Genomic DNA, 20,873 nt, shown 5'->3' on the forward strand with positions numbered 1-20,873 from the left:
TGTTTTAGACTCATATAAAGTAACACGTAGCATGAGTAGAACAGGGAATTGCTGGGATAATGCAGTAGCTGAAAGTTTCTTTAAATCCTTTAAAACAGAATTAATCTATGGCAATAAACTGATTTCAAAGGAACAAATGAAACTGCAAGTTTTTGAATATATCGAAATCTGGTACAATCAAAAAAGAAGACATTCAGCTTTGAAATATATGACAATAAAGGAATTTAACAAACAATCAAATAATTACAAAAATGTCGCTTAACTTAAACTCCACTTTTTATTTGCATATCCAGTTTGGCGATATTCCGCAAAGTGCATTGACGCACGATGATCGCACTGTTTTAAACTTATTCGAGCGAAGTACTTCGCGTACTCCTGCAGCTGTACCTACTACGTTTCCGGTAGGGCAATTGAATGGCAATGTCCGTTTAGAGCACACCATTTCATTTACGGATGAAGATGGCAAACACGGAAAACCGGGGGGAGTGAGGGGCTGTCAAATTTGGTGCAAACAGGGCGAGCCTGTTCTTTCGGTCAAAGAATTGCTGTTCTTGGCTACCGATACTGTTTCGCCTTATTTAAACAAGTTTGATGTATCTGATGTTGGCAAAACGATTCATTACTGGCTTCGCTGGGAAAATTCCCGTGGCGAAACAGGTCCGTGGAGTACGGTTATATCCGGCACTGTTGCTGGGTAATGTTTGGTGAAAACTCTTATATACATGGAATGCTTAAAATTAGAAAGCCTTAATTTCTTTGTGAAATTAGGGCTTTTTTTATGTTGCGTTTTTGTGAAGGATGGATTATTGTTGGTTGGAAGTGGGGAGGGGGCTTAAATATGCGCTAGGATCCGTTAGCTCCAGTTTTTTATTTTCCGTCTCTATCATTTATTCCTTTTACCTTGTCGGCGGGTAGTCCATTATAAATTCCACTTACTTTTTTAGGTAAAGAAATCATATATTCAATTATAATGTTCACCAAGTCAAAAAGTTGACTAACTGTCGTGGGATTGTCTGTATCAATTTGTCCTGGATGAACAGCGTCATTGCCTGTCACTCGTACTATGTCAAGTGATTGTTGGACAATAATTGGTAGTCCTTTCTTAACAAGATTACCAATATCAGTATTAATGTTTTTTCCATCTTCTCCAAGTTCTTTACATAAAACTTGGATTGATAAGCGTAATAGAGCAGCCGCACCTCTTGGTGATTTAGAGCTTATAGCTGAAGCTTCAATGTATAGTCGCAATACTGATTCTGGCATTTCAGGATTAGGAAATGGTGCATTCCCAGAATCAGGAAAATACATTTTGTCAGTAATCCAAACTGTACTTTTATTGCAATGCTGACAAGTGCCAATTTTTAAAGGGTTTTGTTCTTTTTCAGCATAATTATTCGCATCAAAACTACGATGCCACCAATCTTGTTTTGCAATTGCACCACAGTTAGGACAGGTAAAAGATTTTGCGTAAACATTGGGTTGTATATATTTCATTTTGTCTTATTTAAAATCTTTTTCTAACTTCAATCGACTTGTCAATGGGGAACCACAAATTGCTGTTTTCAATAACTGACGTTCCACTTATCCAATCCATTAAGTTTGAGATAAAAAATGAAAAGGAAAGTTCATTTATTTCGTATAAATAATGTGGTTGGTTACCATCTGTAAATTCGTGCTCCCAAAATTTATAAAACCAATTTTGATTGAGGGAAATATGATTAACACTAAATAATTGACGATTTTCACCTAACTCGTCCCAAGGATCTTTTATTTGTTTTGAGATTGTATCAACACTATTCACTGTTGATTCATAGGAAAAAATTCCATTGAATAATGGTTTTGATTTGTCTACTCTTGCATCAAAAATGAATTTACCATTTTCATTTGCTTTTTTAACAACATTGCCCAATCCTTGATTAGTTGCATTCGCCTTAACTTCAATAATTCCCAAAACTGAATCAGCAGTTAAAATAACAAAGTCATTATCTTTGAACAGAACAGGATATGACGTATCATAAATTATTAAATCAATTTGTTTTGAAGGTTCGTGGCTACCTCTTTGTCGCGTTTGTCTTACAATAAATCCACTCCCGATTTTAAATTTTTCGGGAAGAAACCTTTGAATCATGGTTTTTATCACAGCTTCCTGATGTCGTCCATCTTCTCCCCAATGACTTACCAAGTTTCTTACTCTGTCTTTAATAGCGAGCAACTCCTTTGCTGTTGATTTATGAAATTCAATTGTATCCATTATAGTTGTTTTAAAATTAGTGCTTATTTACTTATATACGAAACAAACTTTTGCAAAGCCAACATCTAAATGTATTTGAGAAAGTTCGTATCCCTTTATTTCATTTTCAAATATATACAAAACCTTTTAAGATTTATTAGTATACACGAGCGACAAGCTAGCACGAGGTGAATTAAAAGCGGCTCTGTTATATTCCTATTCTTTCCACCTGGGAGGACAAACACCAATATGTCCTTTCAGACCGTCTTTAATTTTCCACGCAATTCCAATAATTGATTCATCTTTAAATTGTTCATATATAGTATCATCAACTAAATTTTGAGGTTCGATAGGCATTCTATTAATTATGAAATAACCTATATCACCATTTTTAAAATTAAAAGAGAAACCATGAGAAATTAATGGAGGCTCTTGAATTGAATGTAAATCGTTAGCATTTAATTCAAATTTAGAAACGCAAACAGATAATTTTTGACCTAAATTAATTTTTTTTAAATCTGACGCATTTTTTTCACAACTAAACAAAATAGATGCTAAAAAAATGTAGATATAAGTTTTGTAAGTTTTCATTTGGAATAGGTTTCCTTTATCGATTTTCGATGTAGAGGCAAAAGTTTGTTTCGTTTTATTTCATTTTCAAATATATACAAATCTCTTTAACATTTTATAAAGCAATACTATAAATGTTAAAATATAAGTTAATTGCTACATCAATGTACGTACAATATATCCCCACAAACTTTAAGAAACTTTTAAAAAAACCATCTTTACTTTAGGAGTACTTTTGCAAAATGAATTTATCACAGTCGAAAGTCTTATTTATGGCAGTTGCAACGGGAATTATTGTTGCCAACTTGTATTACTGTCAGCCGTTAATCGTGCTTATTGCAAGCGAATTTAATGTTCCCGAAACGGAAGCGGGAACGATTACGTACTTAACGCAAGCCGGTTATGCCATCGGATTGTTTTTCATGGTGCCGCTTGGCGATAAAATAGAACGTAAAAAACAGATATTAGTCACCACGTTTGCTTCGGTTTTGGCTTTAATTCTTGCTGCTGTTTCTAAGAGTTTTCTAGTCTTAGAAATTGCTTCCTTATTAATAGGTATTACATCCATTGTTCCGCAACTCATTTTGCCTTTAGCAGCTTCGTTGACCGCTCCGGAACGAAGAGGAAAAGTAATTGGGACGATCATGAGCGGATTGCTTGTGGGAATTTTACTATCGCGAACCTTAAGCGGTTTTGTAGGCGAATGGTGGGGTTGGCGTTCCATGTTCTGGATTGCAGCGGGATTTTGCTTGATTTTGTTTTTTGTAATTAGAAATCAATTTCCAGTCAATAAACCTACGTTTGAAGGTTCGTATGGACAGTTAATACAGTCGCTTTTTAGTTTGATAAAAACACAACCACTTCTTCGGGAAGCTACCTTAATCAATGTATTTAGTTTTGCGCAATTTGGAGTGTTCTGGACTACGATGGTTTTGCTTTTATCCGAAGCGCCGTTTAATTTCAACAGTGCAACCATTGGTTTATTTGGAATCGTTGGTGCTTCAGGAGCATTGGCAGCGCCACTTGTGGGGAAAATTGGCGACAAAGGAAGTTCAAGAATAGTTATTGGTTACGGGATTTTATTAATGTTGTTAAGCTTTATCGTATTCTACTTTTCGGCAGAAAGTATCGTTGGAATTGTCATCGGAATTATATTGATTGACATCGGTTTGCAAGCCATTCACATTTCAAATCAAACGCGTGTCTATTCGATTTTACCAGAAGCACGAAATAGAATGAACACCGTTTTTATGTCCTTTAGTTTTTTTGGAACTGCTTTAGGATCGGCATTTGGACTTTTATTGTGGAAAATAGGAGCGTGGGAAGCGGTAAGTTTAGGCGGAATTGCACTTGTTGCCTTGGCATTTGCTGTTTATGGATTTACTTATACATCAAAACGAAAACGACAAAACGACCTTCAGAATTCAGAAATTAATTTGTAAATTTGCCCTTTAACAAAAAACATACACTATGGAAAACGGAATATATGCTAAATTTAATACGCCAAAAGGTTCAATTTTAGTAAAATTAACGCACGATTTGACGCCGGGAACGGTGGGTAATTTCGTTGCTTTGGCAGAAGGAAATTTAGAAAACACAGCACGCAAACAAGGAGAGCCATTTTACAATGGATTAAAATTTCACCGTGTAATTCCAGATTTTATGATTCAAGGTGGTTGTCCACAAGGTCAAGGAACTGGAAATCCGGGTTATAAATTTGACGATGAATTTCATCCTTCTTTGAAACACGACAGACCGGGAGTTTTAGCGATGGCTAATTCAGGACCTGGAACAAACGGTTCTCAATTTTACATCACGCACATTCCTACGGATTGGTTGGACAACAAACATACTGTTTTCGGACATGTAGTGGAAGGTCAAGATACAGTGGATACTGTTGCTCAAGGTGATATTTTAGAATCTGTTGAAATTATCAGAGTAGGTGAGGAAGCTCAAAAATGGAATGCTGTTGAAGCGTTTAGAGTTTTTGAAGGTTCAAGAGCGAAAAGAGAAGCGGCGGAACGTGAAGCGGGAGAATCTGCAATGGAAGCAATTGCGGCAGGTTTTGAAAAAACAGCAAGCGGTTTACGCTATAAAATGATTAACAAAGGAACGGGTAAAAGAGCAGAAGCGGGCAAAACAGTTTCGGTACATTACACTGGTCAATTACCTGACGGTAAAGTATTTGATTCTTCGTATCCAAGAAAAAAACCAATTGAATTTCCTCTAGGAAAAGGACATGTAATTGCAGGTTGGGACGAAGGTATCGCATTGTTAAGCGTTGGTGACAAAGCTCGTTTTGCAATTCCATCTCATTTAGCATACGGTTCTGCAGGAGCTGGTGGAGCAATTCCTCCAAATGCGAACTTGATTTTTGACGTAGAGTTGATGGATGTGAAATAATTATAAATTATGAGTTATGAATGGTATTTGATATTATCTAAACTCAAATTTTTAAAATACAAATCCCATTGCAATTTTGCATTGGGATTTTTGTTTTTTGTAGATTTGCTGTACTTTTAAAATACATTACAAAATGCGATTTCTTTATCTGTTTTTATTTCTAGGATTCTTTTCTGCCAATGCCCAACAACATTGTGGTTATGACTTTTCGTCGTTCTTAGTTTTGCATATTCACGAAGATGGAAAGCCAGAAAACATTCCGAATTTGAAAGTGACTTTGATTGACTTTTTTGGTAACGAGTTGGTGAATACTGGAAATAAATACAGTTGGACCCATCGCAGTGAAGTAATGACTTTCTACGAAAATTATAAAATTGACAGTAAAGGAAATAAATTAACGGATGATGCAACGGAAGAAAAGGTACGTTGGTTTTTTCCTTTTGCAAAAGCGACGTACATCATTTCTATCACAAATGAATTTCCTATTGAAGGCATACGTGCGAAAATTGAAGATGTTTCTGAAAAGCCTACTTTTCAAACGCAGCTGATTAATTTATATCCATTTAATATGTACGTTTTGTGTACGACTCAAGCTGAAAAAGCACAGCAATTTGGTGCGAGAGTGAATAAGCCGGTTAATGTGGTTATGAAAAGGAGAGAGTGAGGGTTTTACACAGATTTCACAAATTTTCACAAATTTAATTTGAAAAAAGTAGAAATACAGACAATAAAATTATTTGTATAATAAAGCTAAAATCATCTCGCTTGTTTATTACTTGATTTCATCGTAATAATGGTTATCTATTCTTTCTCCATTTGGCAATATAATATCATCATTAAAATAATAATCTGCAACTATTACTAATATTAAAGATATGCTTATATAAATGATGGGTAGTAAACTAATAAAAATCCAAAACATTTTAATGTAAATTTTTTCATTTTTGATTTGCACAATAAATAGTGAATTTATAATTCCTAAAACAAAAGACGATAGCCAAAATAAATAAACTGTGCTAATTCCTATTAAATAAATATATCTAAGATTAGAAGCTCTGTAGCTTTTTGTAATGTAAGATAGAAGTAATGCAATAATTGGTAGACAAAAAATTATTAATGCTGTTTTTTTATATTTACTTAGTTTCAGCATTGTAAATTAATTTTAAAAAATAATGAATATTAATTCCTACTTCCACTTGATATTACAACCCATACTTGGTTTTTGCAACAGGGCTAAGCTTCTGTTGTAAATCAAGCTGTCAATGGCACTTCTCAAATCACTTCCGCCGGTTGAAATACCGTTTCCGGGACGAGAGTCGTCTAATTGTCCTCTATAAAACAACCTGTCTTGCGCGTCGAACAAAAAGAAATCTGGCGTGCAAGTGGCGTCAAAAGCTTTAGCTACTTCTTGGGTTTCGTCGTATAAGTAGGGAAATTCCATTTTATGGTGAAAAGCAAATTCGGTCATCATTTCGGGTCCATCTTGCGGATATTTCACTGCATCGTTACTTGAAATAGCGATAATTCCAATTCCTTGAACGCGGTAGTCATTCGCAATCATCACAATTTCCTCAATCGCGTGAATCACGTACGGACAATGGTTGCAAATGAAAACGACTAAAGTTCCTTTGCTTCCTTTTAATTCGTCGTACGAATAATGGTAATTAGAATTGGTGTCTTCTAATCTGAAAGAAGGAGCGACCGTTCCAAGAGGTAACATGCTAGAAGGAGTTTGAGCCATTGTGAAATTAATTTGAAGCTAAATGTACTAAAAAAATACGGTTCAAATTGTATATTTGGATTACTTAACGAATGTTTGCTATGGAAAAAAAGAATGATATCAGTTGGCTTGATTTTGAAAAAATAGATTTACGAGTCGGGACTATTTTAGAAGTAAATGATTTTCCCGAAGCACGAAAACCAGCGTATCAATTGCATATTGATTTCGGAACTGAAATTGGAATTTTAAAGACTTCTGCTCAAATTACGAAGCGTTACTCAAAAGAAGAATTAGTGCAACGGCAAATTGTGGCAATCATAAATTTTCCAAAGAAGCAGATTGGGAAGTTTATGAGTGAATGTTTGGTTTTGGGAGCTGTTGGAGCAGAAGGCGATGTAGTTTTATTAAATGCAGATATCAAAGTAGAAAACGGAACTGCTATTGCATAAAAAAAGTCTGAAAATCATATGACTTTCAGACTAATTAATGGTTTTTTTGGTTTGGTTGTATGCTATAATTTAGATATCCTCAAAACGGATATCGGTAAAACTATTTATTTTTGGTTCTGCTACAATTGTTTCCTCTTTTTCAGAGAAAAAATCTTTTTTATAATCTTTTTGGTGGCGTTCTGAAATCACTTCTTCTCCTTTGTGGTTCAAAACGTAAGAAGTCATTTCTTCTAAAATTTCAGCGAAAGCGCTAAAATCTTCCTTGTACAAATAAATTTTATGTTTCTTGAAGTGGAATGATCCATCTTCTTCTGTAAACTTCTTGCTTTCGGTTATTGTAATATAATAATCATCTGCTTTTGTGGCTCTTACATCAAAGAAATAGGTCCTTCGACCTGCTCTTAAAACTTTAGAAAAGATTTCTTCCTTTTCTAACATATCATTTTCTCTCATAATCCTTGTGTAACTGTTTGTTGTTTTATGGTACCCAAAAATCAGAAAAAAAAGTTAATTGACCAACAATTACGGCATTTCTTTTTCAGAAAGTTGTTTATTATACAATTCTTGGTAATACCCGTCTTGGTTTAATAATTGATTATGAGAACCTTGTTGGATAATTTTACCCTCTTCTAAAATGATAATTTTATCCGCATTTTTAGCAGAAGAAACACGATGCGTAACGATGATATTTGTTTTGTCTTTGCAAAATTCCAAAAGGTTATTCAAAATTTGCTCTTCTGTTTCCGTATCCACTGCAGAAAGTGAATCATCTAATAAAAGAATTTTCGGGTCTTTAATGATTGCTCGAGCAATTGAAACTCTTTGTTTTTGTCCACCAGAAAGGGTGATTCCTCTTTCGCCAAGAACAGTTTCGTATTTCAAGTTGAAATTGATAATGTTGTCGTGAACCACTGCTTTTTTAGCAGCTTCGAAAACTTCTTCGTCGGTTGCATCTTCGTTTCCAAACTTGATATTGTTCTTGATCGAATCGGAAAATAAGAACGCATCTTGTGGAACGACACCAATGCTGTTTCGTAAGTCAAACAAATTCAAGTCGCGAATGTCTGTTCCGTCAATCGTAATCTTTCCTTCGTTTACATCATATAGTCGACTGATTAATGTTAGAATCGTTGATTTTCCAGAACCTGTTTTTCCAATAATCGCTAATGTTTGTCCTTTGTCTAATGTGAATGAGACATTTCTCAACGCTACAATATCTGTGTCTTCGTACGTGAAGCCAACGTTCTCAAATGCGAGCGTTCCATTGATTGGAGTCGATTCAGGATTTCTATTTTGAATTTCAGGTTCGATTTTCAAAAATTCATTGATACGTTTTTGTGACGCTTCTGCCTCTTGAATCATGGACGAAACCCATCCTAAAGATGCAACCGGCCAAGTTAATAAGTTGACATATAATATAAATTCAGCAATGATCCCGATACTTGAAATGGTACCATCGATGTACATCATCCCACCAAAATAGATGACCACTAAGTTACTGACTCCAATCATTGCCATTAATAAAGGTCCGAAAAAGGAGTTTATTTTTGCCAAACTCATGCTTTTCTTTCTGCTTTCTTCCGACAAATTTTCAACAGAAACTTGCTGCTTCTGTTCTAAAGAATACGCTTTTATCACTCGAATTCCTGAGAAAATTTCTTGTGAAAATGTAGACAGATTTGATAAGTTTTGCTGGAATAAAGTACTTCTTTTATTGATTTCCTTGCTCAACTTGAAAATTGCGTAGGATAAAAAGGGTAGTGGAAGTAAAGTGTATAGCGTCAATTTTGGAGAAACATTATACATATATGCGATTACGAACGTAAAACGAATCAACGTATTTATGGAATACATGACGGCTGGACCAACGTACATTCGGACTTTTCCAACATCTTCACTAATCCGATTCATCAGATCGCCCGTTCTGTTTTTCTTGTAGAAATTTTGCGTAAGCACTTCATAATGACTGAAAACTTCATTTTTCAAGTCGAATTCAACTAACCGTGACATCACAATTAATGTTTGGCGCATCAAAAAAGTTAAAAGTCCGGCAATTAAAGTGGTGACTACAATTAGGATGATATTCTCTAATAATTCGCTTGCAATGGCTGATTTATCTACTAAACCATTGGCTTTCATGGATTCTTCAATCGCTTTAAAAGATTGGCTGATCAGCTTTGGTGTAAAGAGCATGAAAATTTGAGCAACGATTGTAATTACGATACCGAGAATAAATCGATATTTATATTTTACAAAATATTTATTTAAATACTGGAGTTCCTTCATAGGTTATTGGGTCGAAAAAGTTTTTATATTGATAAAGTGTTAAATTATTAATTAACTGTGAATTATTGAAACAAATTCTACTGTTCTATTAATTATTATATTGCTAAAAAAACACAAATTTATTGCAATGTTTTGAATTAAACAGTAATTTTGCCCCGTCTTTTTTATTAAAGTCATAAATCATTTAATAAGTCACAACTATGATTACAGAAGTATTAAAACCAAGTGAGCTTCATAAGATTGATCCAGTTTTTGGACAAATGTCGTTTGATAATCACGAACAGATTGTTTTTTGTAACGACAAAGATACTGGATTAAAAGCAATAATTGGTATTCACAATACCGTTTTAGGACCTGCTTTAGGTGGAACTCGTATGTGGAATTACACCAACGAATGGGAAGCTTTAAATGATGTTTTGCGTTTGTCACGTGGAATGACTTTTAAATCTGCTATTTCAGGTTTAAATCTTGGTGGAGGAAAAGCCGTTATTATCGGTGATTCTAAAATTGATAAAACACCTGAGATGATCAGAAAATTCGGTGAGTACGTAAATTCATTGAGTGGAAGATACATCACTGCGGAAGATGTAGGTACAACTACTGAAGATATGGATAATATCAAAGGAGTGACTAATTTCGTAACAGGTATTTCTCAAGGTAAAGGTGGATCAGGAAATCCTTCTCCAGTTACCGCTTACGGTGTTTACATGGGAATGAAAGCTGCTGCAAAATTTCAGTTTGGTACTGAAAACTTAAGCGGAAAGAAAATCTTGGTTCAAGGAATTGGACATGTAGGTGAAACTTTAGTGAGTCATTTGGCTAAAGAAGGTGCAATCATTCAAATTACTGATTTGAATCAAGCACGTTTAGAAGAAGTAAGTAGTAAATACGGTGCTTCTATTTTTACAGGAGCTGATATATATAGTGCTGATGTAGATATTTATTCTCCTTGTGCTCTTGGTGCAACGGTTAATGATGAAACAATCAATAAATTAAAAGCGAAAGTTATTGCTGGAGCTGCTAATAATCAATTGGCAAATGATGCTGTTCACGGACAAATTTTGAAAGACAAAGGAATTACTTATGCTCCTGATTTCTTAATTAATGCTGGTGGAATTATCAATGTTTATGCAGAAATCGTAGGTTACGACAGTGCTGAAGCAATGAGAAGAACAGAAAACATCTACAATACAACTTTAGAGATTTTAAATTTCGCAAAAGAAAGTGGTATTACGACGCAAGATGCAGCAATGCGTATGGCTCAAAATGTTATTGACCAAAGAAAAAAAGAAAACGCATCTAAATAAGAAGCAATTTCAATAATATTATTTATTTTTGCAAAGCGAAAGAACCTTCTTTCGCTTTGTTAATTTTATAAAAGTTCTTATCCGTGCTAAACAGAAGACATATCCGTGTGAAAGTAATGCAATCCATCTATGCATTACACCAAAGCCAATCTGGTGATCTTGAAAAAGAAGAAAAATTCTTATTCTACAGTTTAGAAAGTATTCAAGATTTATACCTTGTCATGATTTCAACACTCCTTGAGTTGAAAAAAATGGAGGAAGTGTTTCTAGATAAGTCTAGCAAAAAACATTTAGTTACTACTGAAGAGCGAAATCCAAACCGAAAATTTGTAGAAAATAAAGTAATTGGTTTACTTACGGAATCAAATCATTTGACAATTTCTCTAGAGAATAGAAAAATTGACAACTGGGAAATTCACGACGATTATATCCAACTCTTACTTCGACTGATTAAGGAAAGTGATTTGTATGCAAAATACATGACTACTCGCGAAAATAATTTTGAAGAAGACAAACAATTTATTGTGGATGTTTTTACAGAAATTATTGTTCCAAACGAAAAGTTGTACGATTATTTAGAAGACAATAAGTTGACTTGGATTGATGACATTCCTTTAGTGAATACGGAAATCATTAAACAGTTGAAAGCCATTAAGGAAACGACTGAAGTGAGAATGCCGCGTTTATATAAAGATGTAGACGATAAGGATTTTGCTAAAAACTTGTTTAGAAAAACAATTTTGAACGAAAAAGAATTAGCCAAACATTATATTGACAAAACGCCAAACTGGGATACTGAACGTATTGCAGAATTGGATACGATTGTTTTAAAAATGGCCATTTGTGAATTTTTGAAGTTTCCGTCAATTCCAGTAAAAGTAACTATTAACGAATATTTAGAAGTAGCGAAAGAATATAGTACTCCTAAAAGTAGTATTTTTATCAATGGAATTTTAGATAATTTAGTTAAAGAATTTCAAGCGAATAATACCCTTTTAAAAGTGGGTCGTGGTTTAATGTAAAAATATACAGGTTATGAATTACAAATCAATTGGTTTTCTTGCTTTGACAGTTTTAGCTTTCGTTTCTTGTAAAAAAGAAGTTGAAGTTAAAAATGTAACACAAGGTACAGAAATTATAACGGATCAAAGTAGTAAAGCAAAGGTTACGCAAGAACTAAAAGTAGTTGATCCAAATGCGAAATATGCTCAAATGAGTTTTTCAAAATTAGAACATGATTTTGGAACCATAAATGGTGAGGATCAGGTGGAGACTGTTTTTAGTTTTACCAATACAGGCGAAGCAGATTTAGTAATTTCAAATGCAAAAGGTTCTTGTGGATGCACTGTTCCTGAATACCCTAAACAACCTATTGCACCAGGAGAAAAAGCAGATATTAAAGTTTCATTCAGTCCAAAGGGAAAAAATGGGATGCAAAATAAAACAGTAACTTTGACTACAAATACTGCAAAAGGTATGGAGATGCTTACTGTAAAAGCAAATATTGTTAAATAATTAATTTTAAAATAGAATACAAATAATGGAAGATATAGTTAAGTTTTTACCGTACGTTTTAATGATTGGTGTTTTTTATTTCTTAATGATTAGACCACAACAAAAACGTGCAAAGTCTGAAAAAGAATTTGAAAGCCAGTTAAAAGTAGGCGATAAAATAATTACAAAAAGTGGTATTCACGGTCGGATTTCTGAATTATCAGAGAAAACGATAGTAATTGAAACGATGTCAGGAAAATTGAAAATGGAACGTTCTTCTATTTCTATGGAAATGAGTTCAAAAATCAATGCAGCTCCTGTAGTAAAGAAATAATTTACTGCCGTAAAAAAGTATAATCGAGTTAGAAATAGCTCGATTTTTTTTTTTGCACAAAATTTAGAAAAATCGTGTTAAAGGTTAATATGAAAGGATTTCTTCATAAAATAAAGTACCTTTGTGTGAATTTAATTTTCAACTTATGATTTCAACTGAAACCGCTTTAGCCACCGAATTAGAGACTTATTTCCAAAAATTTAGAAAGAACATTATTGGTATCAACCAAGAATTTGAATCACCCTACGGAAAGAAGAAAATAATTTATACTGACTGGACTGCAAGTGGAAGGTTGTATCAGTCAATTGAAAATAAATTAGTCAATGACTTCGGGCCTTTCGTTGCAAATACGCATACTGAAACTACGGTTTCAGGAACGGCAATGACTATGGCTTATCACCATGCAAGACATATTATTAAAAATCATGTCAATGCAAATCAAGACGATATATTAATTACCGACGGAACTGGAATGACGGGAGTTGTGAATAAATTTCAACGTATTCTCGGATTGAAAGTACCGGAAGATTTAAAAGATTTTGTTCAGATTCCACAAGAAAAACGTCCTATTGTTTTTATCACACACATGGAACACCACTCAAACCAAACTACTTGGTTGGAGACTATTGCAGATGTTGTAGTGGTTCCTTCTTGCGAAAGAGGCTTGTTTTGTTTAGATAATTTTACTGCACTTTTAGAAGAATATAAAGACCGAAGCGTTAAAATTGCTTCTGTAACGGCATGTTCAAATGTTACAGGAATTAAAACACCGTACCACAAGATTGCAAAATTAATGCACCAGAATAATGGCGTATGTTTTGTAGACTTTGCTTGTTCCGGACCTTACGTTCATATTGATATGCATCCTGAAGATGCTGAGTCGTATTTAGATGCGATTTTTCTATCGCCACATAAATTTTTAGGTGGTCCGGGAACTTCGGGGGTCTTAATTTTTAATAAGAAATTATATAAAAATATGGTTCCTGATAATCCAGGAGGAGGAACGGTAAGTTGGACAAATCCTTGGGGAAAACATAAATATGTAGACAACATTGAGGACCGTGAAGATGGTGGAACACCTGGTTTTCTTCAAGTAATTAAAACGGCTTTGGCGGTTCAATTGAAAGAAGAAATGGGTATTGACAATATGTTAAAAAGAGAGGAAGAAATTGTTGATTACGTTTTCAGTCGATTTGAGTCGGTTTCAAACTTGCATATTTTAGCAGGAGAACATCAAAATAGGTTGGGAGTAATTTCTTTTTACATTGATGAATTACACTTTAACCTTGGTGTGAAAATGCTAAACGACCGTTTTGGAATCCAAACCCGTGGTGGTTGCAGTTGTGCAGGAACGTACGGTCATTATTTGCTTCATGTAGATCAAGAACAATCAGACGCATTGACTTCAAAAATTGATTCTGGCGATTTAATGCTGAAACCAGGATGGATCAGAATGTCTATTCACCCAACGACGACAACTGCTGAAATTCAATTTGTTTGTGATTCAATTATCGCAGTCGCAGAAAACCATAAACAGTGGATTAATGATTACAATTATAACAATAGAACGAATGAGTTTACACATAAACAAGCCACTACTTTTGAGAAAGATCTCGTGAATAAATGGTTTATGTAACATTAAAATTTTGAGGTAAAAAAAAACTAGAATGAAAATTCTAGTTTTTTTTTGGTTTATACAGTGGGTTTTTTACCCATGTGTTTCCATCTTTTATGAGTCCAAAAGTAGTATTCTGGAGCAGCATAAATTTGTTTTTCAACTTCTCTTAAGAAAAGCGAAGTGATTTCATAATCAGGATAATCGCGTGGATTTTCAACAATTGGTACAATAGCCGCTTCATAAAATCCTCTTTTTATCTTATTAACGCGGATGTATACCATATTCATATCTAATCTTTTAGCAAGCATTTCAGCACCGGTATAAACGGGAACTTCAATACCCATGAATTTATCCCAATGTTTCGCTCGACTCAATTGTGGCGATTGATCGCTTGCAAAACCATAAAACGCTTTGATATTGTGTTTTTGATTGTATTCCATTAACTCCACGGTTTTTTTGGTTTCAACCAATTCTGCTTTTAGTTTAGAGCGAATTTTCCGAATTAATCGGTCAAAATATTTATTATTGATTTTCTTGTAAATACCAATACTGCTGAAATTGATTTTCTTTGCAATATTGATAAGCCACTCCCAACTTGCATAATGAGCACAAAGTAAAACAACACTTTTTCCTTTGTTTTCGTATTCTTTGATCAATTCAATATTAGTGACCACAAACCGGCGGTTGATTTCCTTATCGGAAATATTCATCGTCTTGATCATTTCTAAAAACATATCGCACATGTGCGTGTAAAATTTTCGCTCGATGTCCAATCGCTCTTTCGTATTCAAATGGGGAAGCGTCAAAGCTAAATTTTTACGAACCGTCGATTTCCGATAGCCAAAAATATTGTACACGAAAAAACAAACAAGGTCTGATAAGAAGTATAATATTGGGAAAGGTAAAATTGATATGAACCATAAAATGGGATACATCAGTATATAAACGAGTAATTGCATGAAGAAAAATATTTTTGCAAAGATACTTTTATTCTTTGGATTTAGGGTATTTATAACAGTGCATGAGCTGTATTTGCTTAAATTTGCAATTCAAAAAATCAATTTATGAGCACTAGTTTTATTGTCATTATTCTCGCAAACGTATTGTTTAGTTTCAAAGGGTTTAATGACCTTCTTTTCTTTAGAAAATACGATTTTCATATTGGAAGCATTCGAGCAGGTGAACAAATTCGGATGTTTTCGTCTGCGTTTTTACATGCTGATGTAACGCATTTATTCTTTAACATGTTTACACTCTATTTCTTTGCACCAGTTGTAATCGCTCATTTAGGAGAGTTGACTTTCGTTCTCATTTATATTACGAGTTTGATTTTTGGAAATTTACTTACGCTTTATTTACACAAGAACGATCTTAATTACCGTGCTATTGGAGCTTCAGGAGCGGTGACAGGAATTTTATATTCGGCCATTTTGTTGCAACCTGATATGATGTTGGGTATATTCTTCATTATTCCTATGCCGGCTTATTTGTTTGGAATTATTTATTTACTGTACTCCATTTACGGCATGAGAGCTAAAAATGATAATATCGGACATACAGCTCATTTTGGTGGAGCAATTGGTGGCTATGTTTTTACGATCATTAAACAACCCGAAATGTTGACTGATAATACACTGATGGTTGTACTTCTTACCATTCCAATTGTAATTTTATTTGTAATGGCTCGATTGGGGAAATTATAATGGCATAAAATTTGATTTTAACAATTGATTAATCACAAATACCAATAAAAATGAAAAAGAATTTATTAATTGCCTTGACTTTTTTTATGGCTGTAAGCCAAATTCACGCACAAGATGTAAAACCGTTGATTACCGTTACAGGTGAAGGTAAAGTAAAAGTCGTACCAGATCAAGTGAGCATTTCTGTTTCTGTAGAATCTAAAGGAACAAAAGCTGCGGAAGTTAAAAAAGCGAACGACACCAAAATTGATGGCGTTCTGAAATTTATCAAAAAGATGGGAATCGCTAACGAAGATTTTCAAACTACACGTGTTTCACTAAACGATCAATACGATTATGAAAAGAAAAAACACAATTATGTTGCTCTTCAATCGATTCAAATTTTGATAAAAGATTTAGCGAAGTACGACCAACTTATGGAAGGTTTAGTAGATTCAGGCATTAATAATATTGGAAACATCGAATTTAAATCGTCCAAAATTGAAATTCATAAATCAGAAGCTAGAAAATTAGCCATTCAAAATGCTAAAATGAAAGCCCAAGATTATATTGGAGCTTTAGGACAAAAATTAGGAATGGCATATACAGTTGTAGATAATTCACAAGATAATTTTCCACGACCTAGATATGAAATGATGGCAATGAAAATGGCGGATGGAATATTAGGTGGAAACGAAACTTTAGCAGAAGGCGAAATTGACGTTACAGCAAATGTCTCTGTAAGTTTTCTAATAAACTAATCACGTCTTAAATGATTAGAAGAAAGCCTTTCAAATTAAACTTTGAAAGGCTTTTTTTTATCTTATTTTTTGAAATCTACGGAAAGTGAATTTACGCAATAACGTTGTTTTGTTTCACTGGGTCCATCGTCAAAAACGTGGCCTAAATGACCGCCACAATTCGCACAAACCACTTCCGTGCGAATCATTCCATGTGTGGTATCCTTAATGTATTCGACTTTGCCAGGAATGGATTCGTCAAACGATGGCCAACCACAACTTGAATTAAATTTTGAACTACTTTCAAATAGCGGTTCTTCACAAGCACCACAACAATACGTTCCTTTTTCAAAATGCATGTTGTATTCCCCTGAATTAGGAAATTCGGTTCCTTTTTGACGTAAAATTCTATAGCGTTCTAAGCCCAATTCGGCTTTCCATTCTTCTTCGGTTTTTTTTACTGAATAGTTCATAGTTTTTTATTTTTTTGCTGCAACAAATTTTATTGATACAGAGTTTGTACAAAAGCGTTCACCAGTTGTTTCTTTCGGACCGTCGTCAAAAACGTGACCCAAATGGCTCTGGCAATTGGAACATAAAACTTCCGTACGATTCATACCATAAGAAATGTCTTTGTGATACGTTACGGCTCCTTTAATTGCTTTGTCAAACGAAGGCCACCCACAGTCAGAAACAAATTTTGAATCGGAATTGAATAAGGTTTGTCCACATGCTGCACAAACGTATTTTCCTTTTTCAAAGGTGTTCCAATATTCTCCTGTAAAAGCACGTTCCGTTCCTTTTTCTCTCAAAACTTGGTATTGTTCAGGCGTTAATTCCGCTTTCCATTCCGCATCCGTTTTCTGAGAAGCTTCGCTTGTTTTAGCAACTGCATTTCGTTCTGATGCTCGTTTGCTTTGACCTTGACAAGATGATAATGTCAATAATACAGTCAACATAAATAGAATCTTTTTCATAATTAAAATTTAATTTTTAATAAATTCAATAGTTTTAGCAAGTACCTGTTCGTCTCCCAAAATCTTTCGGTGCCCTAACTTTTTTGTAATATAAAGCGAACCATTTTTCAAATTTTCATGAATGTGAATTGCTGCCGAAACCGGCACATCTTCATCATCTTCGTCGTGAATGACGAGAACAGGAATGCTTACTTCCTTTGCAGATAGATACGCAGAAAAACTGTCCATGGTTTTCCCGTATTTTTTTTCAAAATGTTGGCTAAGCAATAATCCCATTGATTTCTTGAGTGCTAATTTTGAAACAAATTCGTCGATAATATCTTTGACAACATCACCACTTCCTATGGTTACTAGATGATTTACTTTAAAACCATCTTTTACCGAATTAAATAATGCCATACCACCAAGAGAATGTCCAATTGCGCTATCAAAAGGGCCAAATTTAGCATCAATCTCTTTTATCGACGCGATAAACTCCAACATAATAGACGATTTTCCAGCCGATTTTCCATGAGAAGGAGCGTCAAAACTTACCACTGAATAACCATGTTCTTGCAAAGTTTCGGCTATTTTAAACAATTGTGTTCCGCGGCCCGACCAACCGTGCACCAGAAGCACTTTCTTAGGAGCATTACCTAATTCATAAATTACAATTTGTTTATTGACTGCCGGAACATTCAAAAGGGATTGTTTGCTGTTTTGATCCATCTCAAATTCCCGTCTTGGCATTTTATGTTTGATTGGACTTGTAAATAATTTTGCTGCAAATAAAACAGTTAATGGAGTAGAAATTTTCTCTAAAATTCCGGCAGTTAAAAGTAACGCTTTGGGTACTTTTAATGCGTTTTTGGAATTTGATTTAGATTTAGACATGAAAATGAATTTTATGCAAGTTATTATTTTATTCAAAGAACGCGCGTTTAAAACTTCATAAATAATATATAAAATCAGGACGCAAATTATAAGAAATGTCCGTATTGAAACTTCCTATTTTCAATTTTAATATTATATTTGGAAAAAGTATCTCATGCAGAAAGTTGAACAACTACCTATTTATCAAAAAGCATTGAACATTAATAAATTAGTAGAGAGTTTTATGTTGGCGTTGCCGCAAGAAGACGTTTTTCTGCATCATTCAAAAAGTTTAATGATGGAGGACGCCATCATTATTCCTGCTAAAATTGCGGCTGCTGAAGGAGGCGATTTATATAGTATCCGAATGCAAAATGCCGCAATCATTAGAACCCATGCACTACATCTTTATGCACAAATTGGAAGTTTAAGATTTCATTCCAAATTTAAAGATTTAGAATATGTGACGTTACTTCGGCAAGAACTAGATGAATTCCGACTTCTATTTGTAGAGTGGATTGAATCATTTGATACTACAAATCACATTTGGGACGAGTGGGGAATGTTCAATCCTTCAGATGCACTTCCACCCAATACGTACGACGACGACTACTTTGGAATGGATGATTTTTCTGAAGATGATTATTAAAATTGAAATTGACTTCAACGAAATATAGCATTCATCTTAACTAAATTAAGTATTCTTCAATTATTATCCGTAATTTACTGTTCATTAGAATTCTCTATAAAATTCTGAACATAATTTGCTATGAAAAAAAATAAACTCGTTGTTATAGGAGGAGATGCAGCCGGAATGTCAGCCGCCTCGAAAGTCCGAAGAGAACAACCAGATTTTGAAATAATTGTTTTTGAAAAATCCGAATATACATCTTATTCTGCGTGTGGAATTCCGTACTTTATTTCGGGAGAAGTGGAAACGATAGAAGAATTAATTGTCCGATCACCTTCAGAATTTATTAAAAAGTACAATATAAAAGTGCAGACATTGCATGAAGTACTGGAAGTCGATACCGATAATAACAAAGTTTTGGTGCACAATTATGCGGATAAAACACAGTTTTGGGAACCGTACGATCAGTTGCTAATTGCCACTGGAGGAAAAGCATTTTGTCCGACTGTTGAAAATCATACTTCAGATGGAATTTTTGGAATACAAACCTTGACCAGTGGAATTAAAGTAGATGCTTTTATTTCAAAACACCAACCTAAAAAAGCAGTGATTATTGGTGGTGGTTATATCGGATTAGAAATGGCTGAAGCGCTAATTTTAAAAGGAATTAAAGTAACCATTGTGAATCGTTCCAAAGAAGTCATGAATAGTTTAGATCCTGATATGGGGAAAAAAGTACATGATGCTTTGCAAAATCTTGGTGTAACTATTTATAATTCAGAATCACTTTCCTATTTTGAAGAAAAGGACGGAATTGTTTCAGCTGTGGTAACGGACAAAAAAACGATTAAAACCGATTTGGTAATTCTAGGAATGGGAACATCACCGAATACATCGTTCTTAGCGAATTCCAAAATTAAATTATCAGAACGGAAAGCAATTAAAGTCAATCGATACCAGCAAACCAATGTGAAAAATGTTTGGGCGGCCGGTGATTGTGCAGAAACGAGAAATTTAGTAAGCAAAAAGCCTTTTTATATTGCTTTGGGAACTGTTGCCAACAAAACGGGTTTAGTCGCAGGAACGAATATTGCAGGAGGTAATTTGAAATTTCCTGGAGTAGTGGCAACGGCGGTTTGTAAGATTTGTGTTTATGAAATTGCCAGAACGGGACTGCTGGAAAGTGAATGTAAAGAATACAAAATTGATTATGTTACCACAATAATAAGGTCAAAAACAAGAGCAGGTTATTTTCCTGGTGCAAAAGATATCTTCGTAAAATTACTCGCAGAAAAGAAAACAGGTAAACTTTTAGGAGGTCAACTCATAGGAGAAGAAGGAGCCGCAAAAAGAATTGATGTTTTGGCAACCGCGTTATCAAGTAATCTTACATTGCAAAATATAATTGATTTAGATTTATCCTATGCACCTCCTTTTTCGCCGGTTTGGGATCCAGTTCAGACCGCTGCTCGAAAATTAATTGGTATGATATAAAAGTTTTTATTTGAAATTAAGACATAAAAAAAATGCACTGACGCTATTAATTTAGCATCAGTGCATTTTTTAATTATGATAATAGG

Annotated in this window: 26 protein-coding genes; 15 read left to right on the plus strand and 11 right to left on the minus strand. The window is 34.1% G+C overall.

Annotated features, from left to right (window positions below; translation table 11 throughout):
- Both YWA_RS0102970 and YWA_RS14555 read left to right on the plus strand, forming a co-directional pair.
- The coding region (locus tag YWA_RS0102970) for an IS3 family transposase (RefSeq protein WP_022827007.1) at positions 1–262 on the plus strand (262 nt) is incomplete at its 5' end.
- Positions 252–698, plus strand: a complete 447-nt coding sequence (locus tag YWA_RS14555; protein ID WP_022827008.1) for a hypothetical protein — start codon at positions 252–254, stop codon at positions 696–698. The genes YWA_RS0102970 and YWA_RS14555, both read left to right, overlap by 11 nt.
- A gap of 169 nt (positions 699–867) precedes the next feature.
- Here YWA_RS14555 and YWA_RS0102980 read toward each other — a convergent pair whose 3' ends face one another.
- The 3 genes from YWA_RS0102980 to YWA_RS0102990 form a co-directional block, all read right to left on the minus strand.
- A complete protein-coding gene (locus YWA_RS0102980) occupies positions 868–1,494 on the minus strand; it encodes a DUF4145 domain-containing protein (protein WP_022827009.1) in 627 nt (208 codons plus the stop codon).
- Between the two features lie 10 nt (positions 1,495–1,504).
- The gene (locus YWA_RS0102985) at positions 1,505–2,251 is read right to left on the minus strand and encodes a DUF6602 domain-containing protein (protein ID WP_022827010.1); all 747 of its coding nucleotides are present in this window, start codon (positions 2,249–2,251) and stop codon (positions 1,505–1,507) included.
- A 195-nt stretch (positions 2,252–2,446) separates the two neighbouring features.
- Positions 2,447–2,821 carry a hypothetical protein gene (locus YWA_RS0102990; protein WP_022827011.1) on the minus strand — a complete coding sequence of 125 codons (375 nt, stop codon included), beginning with the start codon at positions 2,819–2,821 and terminating at the stop codon, positions 2,447–2,449.
- Positions 2,822–3,042: 221 nt separating this feature from the next.
- On the opposite strand from YWA_RS0102990, the gene YWA_RS0102995 reads away from it, so the two are divergent.
- The 3 genes from YWA_RS0102995 to YWA_RS0103005 all read left to right on the plus strand — a co-directional run bounded on the left by YWA_RS0102995 (position 3,043) and on the right by YWA_RS0103005 (position 5,867).
- The gene (locus YWA_RS0102995) at positions 3,043–4,242 is read left to right on the plus strand and encodes an MFS transporter (RefSeq protein WP_026718535.1); all 1,200 of its coding nucleotides are present in this window, start codon (positions 3,043–3,045) and stop codon (positions 4,240–4,242) included.
- A 28-nt stretch (positions 4,243–4,270) separates the two neighbouring features.
- The gene (locus YWA_RS0103000) at positions 4,271–5,203 is read left to right on the plus strand and encodes a peptidylprolyl isomerase (protein ID WP_022827013.1); all 933 of its coding nucleotides are present in this window, start codon (positions 4,271–4,273) and stop codon (positions 5,201–5,203) included.
- Between the two features lie 133 nt (positions 5,204–5,336).
- Complete coding sequence (locus YWA_RS0103005) at positions 5,337–5,867, plus strand: hypothetical protein (protein ID WP_026718536.1); 531 nt, start codon at positions 5,337–5,339, stop codon at positions 5,865–5,867.
- Between the two features lie 108 nt (positions 5,868–5,975).
- Here YWA_RS0103005 and YWA_RS0103010 read toward each other — a convergent pair whose 3' ends face one another.
- A complete protein-coding gene (locus tag YWA_RS0103010; protein ID WP_022827014.1) occupies positions 5,976–6,353 on the minus strand; it encodes a hypothetical protein in 378 nt (125 codons plus the stop codon).
- A 36-nt stretch (positions 6,354–6,389) separates the two neighbouring features.
- A complete protein-coding gene (locus tag YWA_RS0103015) occupies positions 6,390–6,944 on the minus strand; it encodes a thioredoxin family protein (protein WP_022827015.1) in 555 nt (184 codons plus the stop codon).
- An 80-nt stretch (positions 6,945–7,024) separates the two neighbouring features.
- Between YWA_RS0103015 and YWA_RS0103020 the strand changes: the two genes are divergently transcribed.
- Positions 7,025–7,372, plus strand: coding sequence for a tRNA-binding protein (locus tag YWA_RS0103020; RefSeq protein WP_026718537.1), 348 nt, complete (start codon positions 7,025–7,027; stop codon positions 7,370–7,372).
- A gap of 69 nt (positions 7,373–7,441) precedes the next feature.
- Here the strand turns inward: YWA_RS0103020 and YWA_RS0103025 are convergent, their stop codons facing one another.
- Positions 7,442–7,825, minus strand: a complete 384-nt coding sequence (locus tag YWA_RS0103025) for a PUR family DNA/RNA-binding protein (protein ID WP_022827017.1) — start codon at positions 7,823–7,825, stop codon at positions 7,442–7,444.
- Between the two features lie 69 nt (positions 7,826–7,894).
- Complete coding sequence (locus YWA_RS0103030) at positions 7,895–9,658, minus strand: ABC transporter ATP-binding protein (RefSeq protein WP_022827018.1); 1,764 nt, start codon at positions 9,656–9,658, stop codon at positions 7,895–7,897.
- A gap of 200 nt (positions 9,659–9,858) precedes the next feature.
- On the opposite strand from YWA_RS0103030, the gene YWA_RS0103035 reads away from it, so the two are divergent.
- The 5 genes from YWA_RS0103035 to YWA_RS0103055 all read left to right on the plus strand — a co-directional run bounded on the left by YWA_RS0103035 (position 9,859) and on the right by YWA_RS0103055 (position 14,429).
- Positions 9,859–10,965, plus strand: coding sequence for a Glu/Leu/Phe/Val family dehydrogenase (locus tag YWA_RS0103035; protein WP_022827019.1), 1,107 nt, complete (start codon positions 9,859–9,861; stop codon positions 10,963–10,965).
- 116 nt (positions 10,966–11,081) lie between these two features.
- Positions 11,082–11,987 carry a transcription antitermination factor NusB gene (gene nusB, locus YWA_RS0103040; RefSeq protein ID WP_040472089.1) on the plus strand — a complete coding sequence of 302 codons (906 nt, stop codon included), beginning with the start codon at positions 11,082–11,084 and terminating at the stop codon, positions 11,985–11,987.
- A 13-nt stretch (positions 11,988–12,000) separates the two neighbouring features.
- Positions 12,001–12,480, plus strand: coding sequence for a DUF1573 domain-containing protein (locus YWA_RS0103045; RefSeq protein ID WP_022827021.1), 480 nt, complete (start codon positions 12,001–12,003; stop codon positions 12,478–12,480).
- A gap of 25 nt (positions 12,481–12,505) precedes the next feature.
- The gene (yajC, locus tag YWA_RS0103050) at positions 12,506–12,793 is read left to right on the plus strand and encodes a preprotein translocase subunit YajC (RefSeq protein ID WP_022827022.1); all 288 of its coding nucleotides are present in this window, start codon (positions 12,506–12,508) and stop codon (positions 12,791–12,793) included.
- A gap of 145 nt (positions 12,794–12,938) precedes the next feature.
- Complete coding sequence (locus YWA_RS0103055; RefSeq protein ID WP_022827023.1) at positions 12,939–14,429, plus strand: aminotransferase class V-fold PLP-dependent enzyme; 1,491 nt, start codon at positions 12,939–12,941, stop codon at positions 14,427–14,429.
- Between the two features lie 56 nt (positions 14,430–14,485).
- Here the strand turns inward: YWA_RS0103055 and YWA_RS0103060 are convergent, their stop codons facing one another.
- Positions 14,486–15,370 carry a lysophospholipid acyltransferase family protein gene (locus tag YWA_RS0103060; RefSeq protein WP_022827024.1) on the minus strand — a complete coding sequence of 295 codons (885 nt, stop codon included), beginning with the start codon at positions 15,368–15,370 and terminating at the stop codon, positions 14,486–14,488.
- Between the two features lie 105 nt (positions 15,371–15,475).
- Between YWA_RS0103060 and YWA_RS0103065 the strand changes: the two genes are divergently transcribed.
- Together YWA_RS0103065 and YWA_RS0103070 are read left to right on the plus strand one after the other, a co-directional pair.
- The gene (locus YWA_RS0103065; protein ID WP_022827025.1) at positions 15,476–16,114 is read left to right on the plus strand and encodes a rhomboid family intramembrane serine protease; all 639 of its coding nucleotides are present in this window, start codon (positions 15,476–15,478) and stop codon (positions 16,112–16,114) included.
- Between the two features lie 50 nt (positions 16,115–16,164).
- Positions 16,165–16,854, plus strand: coding sequence for an SIMPL domain-containing protein (locus YWA_RS0103070; protein WP_022827026.1), 690 nt, complete (start codon positions 16,165–16,167; stop codon positions 16,852–16,854).
- A 62-nt stretch (positions 16,855–16,916) separates the two neighbouring features.
- Here YWA_RS0103070 and msrB (YWA_RS0103075) read toward each other — a convergent pair whose 3' ends face one another.
- From msrB (YWA_RS0103075) to YWA_RS0103085, 3 genes are read right to left on the minus strand one after another with little or no spacing between them, the layout of a single operon-like run.
- Positions 16,917–17,306 carry a peptide-methionine (R)-S-oxide reductase MsrB gene (gene msrB / locus YWA_RS0103075; RefSeq protein WP_022827027.1) on the minus strand — a complete coding sequence of 130 codons (390 nt, stop codon included), beginning with the start codon at positions 17,304–17,306 and terminating at the stop codon, positions 16,917–16,919.
- Between the two features lie 6 nt (positions 17,307–17,312).
- The gene (gene msrB / locus YWA_RS0103080; protein ID WP_022827028.1) at positions 17,313–17,810 is read right to left on the minus strand and encodes a peptide-methionine (R)-S-oxide reductase MsrB; all 498 of its coding nucleotides are present in this window, start codon (positions 17,808–17,810) and stop codon (positions 17,313–17,315) included.
- Between the two features lie 9 nt (positions 17,811–17,819).
- Entirely contained in the window at positions 17,820–18,683 is an 864-nt protein-coding gene (locus YWA_RS0103085) for an alpha/beta hydrolase (protein ID WP_022827029.1), read from the minus strand.
- A 154-nt stretch (positions 18,684–18,837) separates the two neighbouring features.
- Between YWA_RS0103085 and YWA_RS14560 the strand changes: the two genes are divergently transcribed.
- The gene (locus tag YWA_RS14560; protein WP_022827030.1) at positions 18,838–19,311 is read left to right on the plus strand and encodes a hypothetical protein; all 474 of its coding nucleotides are present in this window, start codon (positions 18,838–18,840) and stop codon (positions 19,309–19,311) included.
- A gap of 120 nt (positions 19,312–19,431) precedes the next feature.
- Complete coding sequence (locus YWA_RS0103095; RefSeq protein WP_022827031.1) at positions 19,432–20,787, plus strand: FAD-dependent oxidoreductase; 1,356 nt, start codon at positions 19,432–19,434, stop codon at positions 20,785–20,787.
- Positions 20,788–20,873: the final 86 nt, after the last annotated feature.

This window comes from Flavobacterium antarcticum DSM 19726, from assembly GCF_000419685.1.
In the GTDB taxonomy this organism is placed as follows: Bacteria; Bacteroidota; Bacteroidia; order Flavobacteriales; family Flavobacteriaceae; genus Flavobacterium; species Flavobacterium antarcticum.